At 61.2% G+C, this 5,580-nt stretch carries 4 protein-coding genes and 1 pseudogene; 2 read left to right on the top strand and 3 right to left on the bottom strand.

Annotated features, from left to right (window positions below; genetic code table 11):
* Nucleotides 1-252, bottom strand: a 252-nt coding sequence (locus EN984_RS20815; RefSeq protein ID WP_164765556.1) for a Dabb family protein, incomplete at its 3' end; no start/stop codon positions are given.
* Between the two features lie 557 nt (nucleotides 253-809).
* Between EN984_RS20815 and EN984_RS20810 the strand changes: the two genes are divergently transcribed.
* Nucleotides 810-2,066 carry a cyclopropane-fatty-acyl-phospholipid synthase family protein gene (locus tag EN984_RS20810; RefSeq protein WP_127269951.1) on the top strand — a complete coding sequence of 419 codons (1,257 nt, stop codon included), beginning with the start codon at nucleotides 810-812 and terminating at the stop codon, nucleotides 2,064-2,066.
* A 121-nt stretch (nucleotides 2,067-2,187) separates the two neighbouring features.
* Complete coding sequence (locus EN984_RS20805; RefSeq protein WP_127272399.1) at nucleotides 2,188-3,186, top strand: glycerophosphodiester phosphodiesterase family protein; 999 nt, start codon at nucleotides 2,188-2,190, stop codon at nucleotides 3,184-3,186.
* 34 nt (nucleotides 3,187-3,220) lie between these two features.
* On the opposite strand, the gene EN984_RS20800 is transcribed toward EN984_RS20805, so the two are convergent.
* Both EN984_RS20800 and EN984_RS20795 read right to left on the bottom strand, forming a co-directional pair.
* On the bottom strand, nucleotides 3,221-5,197 hold the full coding sequence (locus tag EN984_RS20800; RefSeq protein WP_127272400.1) for a bifunctional 2',3'-cyclic-nucleotide 2'-phosphodiesterase/3'-nucleotidase: 1,977 nt from the start codon (nucleotides 5,195-5,197) through the stop codon (nucleotides 3,221-3,223).
* A gap of 146 nt (nucleotides 5,198-5,343) precedes the next feature.
* Nucleotides 5,344-5,580 (bottom strand): annotated as a pseudogene (locus EN984_RS20795) (NAD(P)/FAD-dependent oxidoreductase); the annotation flags it as partial.

The raw sequence follows: 5,580 nt of genomic DNA, 5'->3' as shown, positions 1-5,580 counted from the left end.
ACGCATTGGTTTGACCTTGCTGGTGGTCTGCGCGTAGAGCGGGTGCGCCTTGTAGGCGGCCAGCGCGGCGTCATCGGCGAACTCCGCATAGACGACCACGTCGACCTCATCGGACAGCGGGTCCACCTTGGTGTTGAGCGTGACCTCGAACAGGCTGGAATGAGGAATGTCGCCGAGCGCCAGCAAGCCGGTGCGCACGGCCTCGACATCCTCTTTTCGCCGCGCGCTGAAGAAAACGATATGCCGGATCAACCCCGCCTCCTCGATCAAAGTGCCGGGGTCTTTTGTGACGGCAGGACGTTGGCGTCAATCGACAAGGATGTCGCGGCTGCTGCCACTGGAGTTAAGCTTTGCTGGTAACATATCGCACAACATGGCTAAGCTCTCTCACAGCGGTGTCGAGATAGCGGCCCTGATTGTACATGCCATCCCAGATCAAAAAAAATGCGATGGCGGCAATGACGATTACATAACGCATGGCTAAATCTATCGCACAAGGAATTCTGCGGTCATAGGCGTTTTTTGACGCGCTGCGCCTTGGCTGTGCACAGGCACAGATGCCCGCCGGCGGGAGCAATCTGCTTGGCACAGCCCCGCTTGCAGCCTGCCCCTTGAAGTTTCCCCGCATGACGTGGAAGATTGTCGCACGGATTCACCGGGAAGCGCTGAAGCTCTGGTAGGGGGCGCGCACTTCGTTCGAGCCCGCTCGCCGACGAACCGGTCGCGGCGGCGTTCGAAGCTGGCGAATGATCCAAGAGAACCGTGGTCCGGCAATTTGCGCCGGCACCGCGGAAATCCAGGGGCATGAGATGGCGCAAAAGGAACATGTTGGCGTAGCATTGAGCGACGCGGTCAGGCTCGATGAATTCAACTTCGCGGAGATCGTCAAAGGTCTGCCGGCGAAAGCGCGCATGGTGCTGTCGGCGGCGATGAACCTGCCTCGCGGTTCGCTCAGGGTGAGGCTGCCGGACGGCCGCGCCGTGCTCGTCGGCGGCAAGGGACCTGGCCCGGATGCCGAACTGGTGCTGAAGAATTGGCGCTTGCCCGGCCGCGCCTTTTCCGGCGGCACGATCGGCGTTGCCGAATCCTATATGGACGGCGATTGGGAAAGCCCTGATGTGACCAGCTTCCTGGAGCTGTTCGTGGTCAATTCGGTCATTGGCGAGCGTATCGCGGGCGGCACCAGTTGGCTGATCAACACCGTCCAGCGCATCCGCCACTGGTTCAACCAGAACACGCGCACCGGTTCGAAACGCAATATCTCGGCGCATTACGACCTCGGCAACGCCTTCTACAAGGAATGGCTCGATCCGAGCATGACCTATTCCTCGGCGCTCTACACGACCGGTGCCAACGACCTGGAAGGCGCCCAGGCCGCCAAATATCGCGCTCTGGCGAAGGATACAGGGATCGGTCCGAAGGACCATGTGCTGGAAATCGGTTGCGGCTGGGGTGGCTTCGCCGAATTCGCGGCGCGCGAGATCGGCTGCCGCGTGACCGGGCTGACGATCAGCCGCGAGCAGCACGATTTTGCCACGGCTCGCATCGCCAGGGCTGGTCTTGCCGACAAGGTCGACATCAAGCTGCAGGATTATCGCGACGAAACCGGCACCTATGACCGCATCGCCTCGATCGAGATGTTCGAGGCGGTCGGCGAGAAATACTGGCCGGTGTTTTTCGGCAAGATGAAGGCCTGTCTAAGGCCTGGCGGCACCGCCGGCCTGCAGATCATCACCATCAACGAAGCCGCCTACGACACCTATCGCGCAAGGCCGGATTTCATCCAGCGCTACGTCTTCCCGGGCGGCATGCTGCCGACGCCGTCGATCCTGAAGGCGCTCGGCAAGGATCATGGCCTTGCCCATCTGCGCGAGCGCGTGTTTCCGGACGACTACGCGCGCACGCTTGCCGAGTGGCGCCACCGGTTCTGGGCGTCATGGGAAAAGATCGTCCCGCTCGGCTTCGACGACCGGTTCAAGAAGCTCTGGGAGTTCTACCTGCACTATTGCGAGGCCGGATTCCGCGCCAGCTACATCGACGTGCGCCAAGTGGTCTACAAGGCGTAAGCCGACACGCTCTTGAACAGGCTATGTCGAGCATGATCGCGACATAGCCGCGTCGTCGCCGTCAAAAAGTCCGATCGCGAAGCAGAATGCCGCGCAGGACGGACGAATCGGAAATCACCTGATGCGCAGACGGACGATCTTCTTCGGCGTCATTGGTGTCGCTGCGGTGGGCATCTGGCTCAACAACACCTCGCTGTTATCGAGTCGCCCCGCCGGCAAGCCGGAGATGCTTGCCCATCGCGGCCTTGCCCAGGATTATTTGCGCGCAGGCATGACAGGACAGACTTGCACGGCCAGTCGCATGTTGCCGCCGCGCCATGGCTACCTCGAAAACACAATTCCCTCGATGGAGGCCGCCTTCGCGCTGGGCGCTGACGCGCTCGAACTGGATGTTCACCCGACGACGGACGGCAAGTTCGCCGTCTTCCATGACTGGACGCTGGATTGCCGCACGGAAGGCAAGGGAGAAACGCGCAGCCATTCCATGGCCGAGTTGAAGACCCTCGATGTCGGCTATGGCTATACGGCGGATGGCGGCAAGACCTTTCCATTCCGCGGCAAGGGTATCGGCATGATGCCATCGCTGGATGAGGTTCTGGCGCACTTCCCGGCCCGCCGCTTCAACATCAACGTCAAGAGCAACGATCCGGGCGAAGGCGAAAAGCTGGCCGCCTGGCTTGCCACGCTGTCTCCAGCCGAGCGCGGTTATCTGTCGGTCTATGGTGGCGATAAGCCGATCGCCGCCGTCAAGGCAGCACTGCCGGACATGCATACGCTAAGCCGCGCATCGCTGACGCAATGCATCCTGCGCTATGCCGCGATTGGCTGGAGCGGCTACGTTCCGGATGCCTGCCGCAGAGGCACCTTGCTCATCCCCGTCAACGTCGCGAAATGGATGTGGGGGTGGCCGAACCGGTTTCTCGATCGCATGCAACGAGTCGACAGCCGCGTCTATCTGCTCGGCCCTTATTCCGGCGGCGACTTTTCGCAAGGGCTCGACGATCCCGAACTGATCAAGCAACTGCCGGACGGCTATTCCGGCGGCATTTCCACGGATGCGCTGGATCTCGTCATGCCTGACATCAAGGAACGTTTCGGCTCGGATCAATCCACGCCGTAAGGGGCTTGGATCGAGCCGCCCCGCAGCCCACCCTTCAAAGCAGGATGCGGTATTTCGCGAAGCCCGCCTCGCCCTCGCCCGCCGGTTCGATCTTCAGCGATTTCACCTGCGCAATGAAATCCTTGGCCCTGGGGCCGGTTTCGAAGACGGCGCTGGCTCCAGGCAGCGGTGCGAACGACCAGTTGTCGTCCGCCGACGGGTTGATCGTGCCCTCGCTGACGATATAGCGGACGATGACATCGCGATTGGTGTCCGGCGCCTCGTAGATGATCTTCGAGGCATTGATGTCGGGGAAATTGCCGCCGCCACCGGCCCGGTAATTGTTGGTCGCGATGACGAATTTCTGTTTAGGATCAATTGGTTTTCCATCGAAACTCAGGTCGACGATCCGATTGGCGCCAGCGTTGGCCAGCCCGCCCTTGGCATCGTATTTCGACGGCTGCGACAGATCGATCTTGTAGGTGACGCCGTCGATGACGTCGAAATTGTAGGACGGAAAATTAGTGTTGATGAGGGCCTGGTCGGCCTTATCAGGCTCGATCCGGTTGAAGATGCCGGCCGACATTTCCAGCCATTCCTTAACCTGCGCACCGGTGATTTCGACCGCACGCACGGTGTTGGGATAGAGATAGAGGTCGGCAACGTTCTTGATGGCGATGTCGCCCGCCGGCACGTCGGTATAGTAGTCGGCGCCGTTGCGCCCGCCGGCCTTGAACGGCGCGGCCGCCGACAGCAGCGGCACATCCTTCCATTGCGTGTTCTTGAGGATATCCCTGAGGTACCAGGTCTGCGCCTGGCTGACGACCTGCACCGACGGATCGTCGGCGACCAGCGCGAAATAGGAATAAAGCGGCGCGGAGGTCTTGCCGACGGGACGCCGCACATAGGCCAGCGTCGCCTGGTGGTCCTGGTCGAGGGCCGCGATGATGCGCTTGTCGTCCGGGACAGTCGGCTTGTTCTTGTTGTCGAGGCGTTCGAAGATCGGCCGCGCTTCGGAGGTGGCTGAAACGACCTTCCATTTCGACCCGTCACGCTCCAGCATCAGGTCGATCAGCCCCATATGCGAGCCCCAGAAACCGCCCATGACGGCGGGTTTGCCCTGCAGCGTGCCCTTTTGCGTGTCGACACCGTCGAGCGACTGGAAATCCTTCTTGCCGGGGAACACCAGATGCTGGTGGCCGGTGAACACCGCATCGATGCCGTCGACGCCGGCGACGAAGAACGAGGCGTTCTCCATCATGTCGCCCTGCTTCACGTCGATGCCGGAATGCGACAGCGCAAGGACGATGTCGGCGCCCTCCTCCTTCATCTGCGGCACCCAGGCCTTGGCCGCCTCGACGATGTCGCGCGTCTTGACGTTGCCCTCGAGGTTCTTGAGATCCCAGACCATGATCTGCGGCGGCACGAAGCCGATGATGCCGATCCTGATCGGCTGCTCGGCGCCCGAACCGTCCTTGATCTTCTTGTCGAGGATGACATAGGGCTTGAGATAGAGCTTGTCGTCGCGCGGGTTCGCGGCAAGCTCGGTGCCGCGGATCAAATTGGCGCAGACGAAGGGAAAATTGGCGCCGGCCAGCACCTTATCCAGGAACGACAGGCCGTAGTTGAACTCGTGGTTGCCCAGCGTGGAGCACTCGTAGCCAAGCAGGTTCATGCCTTTCATGATCGGATGCAGGTCGCCGTCCTTCAGCCCCTTCTCATAGGCGATGTAGTCGCCCATCGGATTGCCCTGCAGCAGGTCGCCATTGTCGATCAGCATCGAATTCACGGCTTCCTTGCGCACAGCATCGATGAGAGACGCCGTGCGCGACAGGCCCAGCGTGTCGTTCGTTTTGTCGGCGTAGTAATCGTAAGGCAGCACGTTCACATGGATGTCGGTGGTCTCCATGATCCGGAGATGGGCCTGGTTGCCTTGAGCGCGGGCGGAGAACGGATGCAGCATAATCAGTGCCCCTGCGGCGGCGCCCGCAAGGAGATCGCGGCGGGATATGGGATGGAGCAGTTGCGACATGTTTTCTCCTTCGACAACTGACAAGCCCTGCCCCGAAGCGAACTTCGCTCTGAAACCTGCTTAAGTCCATTCAACAAGTCGCGCGCATGAAGCCGCCACTCGATCAGCAACGGATGACGTGCGGATGAACGATCGGGGCGAGGAAATCAGCCCTTGTCGTCGTCGCCTTGGGTGATCAGCCGCGCGCTGCGCTGGCCTGTCGCGTAGATCCATAGCCAGCTCAGCGAAACCGCAAGCCGGTTGCGAAAACCGATCAGGAAATAGATGTGCGCCACTCCCCACAGCCACCAGGCCGCCCAGCCGGTCAGCTTGAGCCAGCCGAAATCGATCACCGCGGCGCGCTTGCCGATCGTGGCGAGATCGCCGGCATGCCTGTAGTGGAA

This window comes from Mesorhizobium sp. M7A.F.Ca.CA.004.12.1.1 (assembly GCF_003997835.1).
Classification (GTDB): Bacteria; Pseudomonadota; Alphaproteobacteria; order Rhizobiales; family Rhizobiaceae; genus Mesorhizobium.
The sequence above is the reverse complement of the archived record's forward strand: the minus strand, read 5'-3'. Positions and strand labels throughout refer to the sequence as shown.

What these genes read in the sequence shown, in the direction of transcription:
- EN984_RS20810 (WP_127269951.1), top strand. Translation starts at nt 810, where the DNA reads ATGGCGCAAAAGGAACATGTTGGCGTAGCATTGAGCGACGCGGTCAGG.
- EN984_RS20805 (WP_127272399.1), top strand. Translation starts at nt 2,188, where the DNA reads ATGCGCAGACGGACGATCTTCTTCGGCGTCATTGGTGTCGCTGCGGTG.
- EN984_RS20800 (WP_127272400.1), bottom strand. Translation starts at nt 5,197, where the DNA reads ATGTCGCAACTGCTCCATCCCATATCCCGCCGCGATCTCCTTGCGGGC.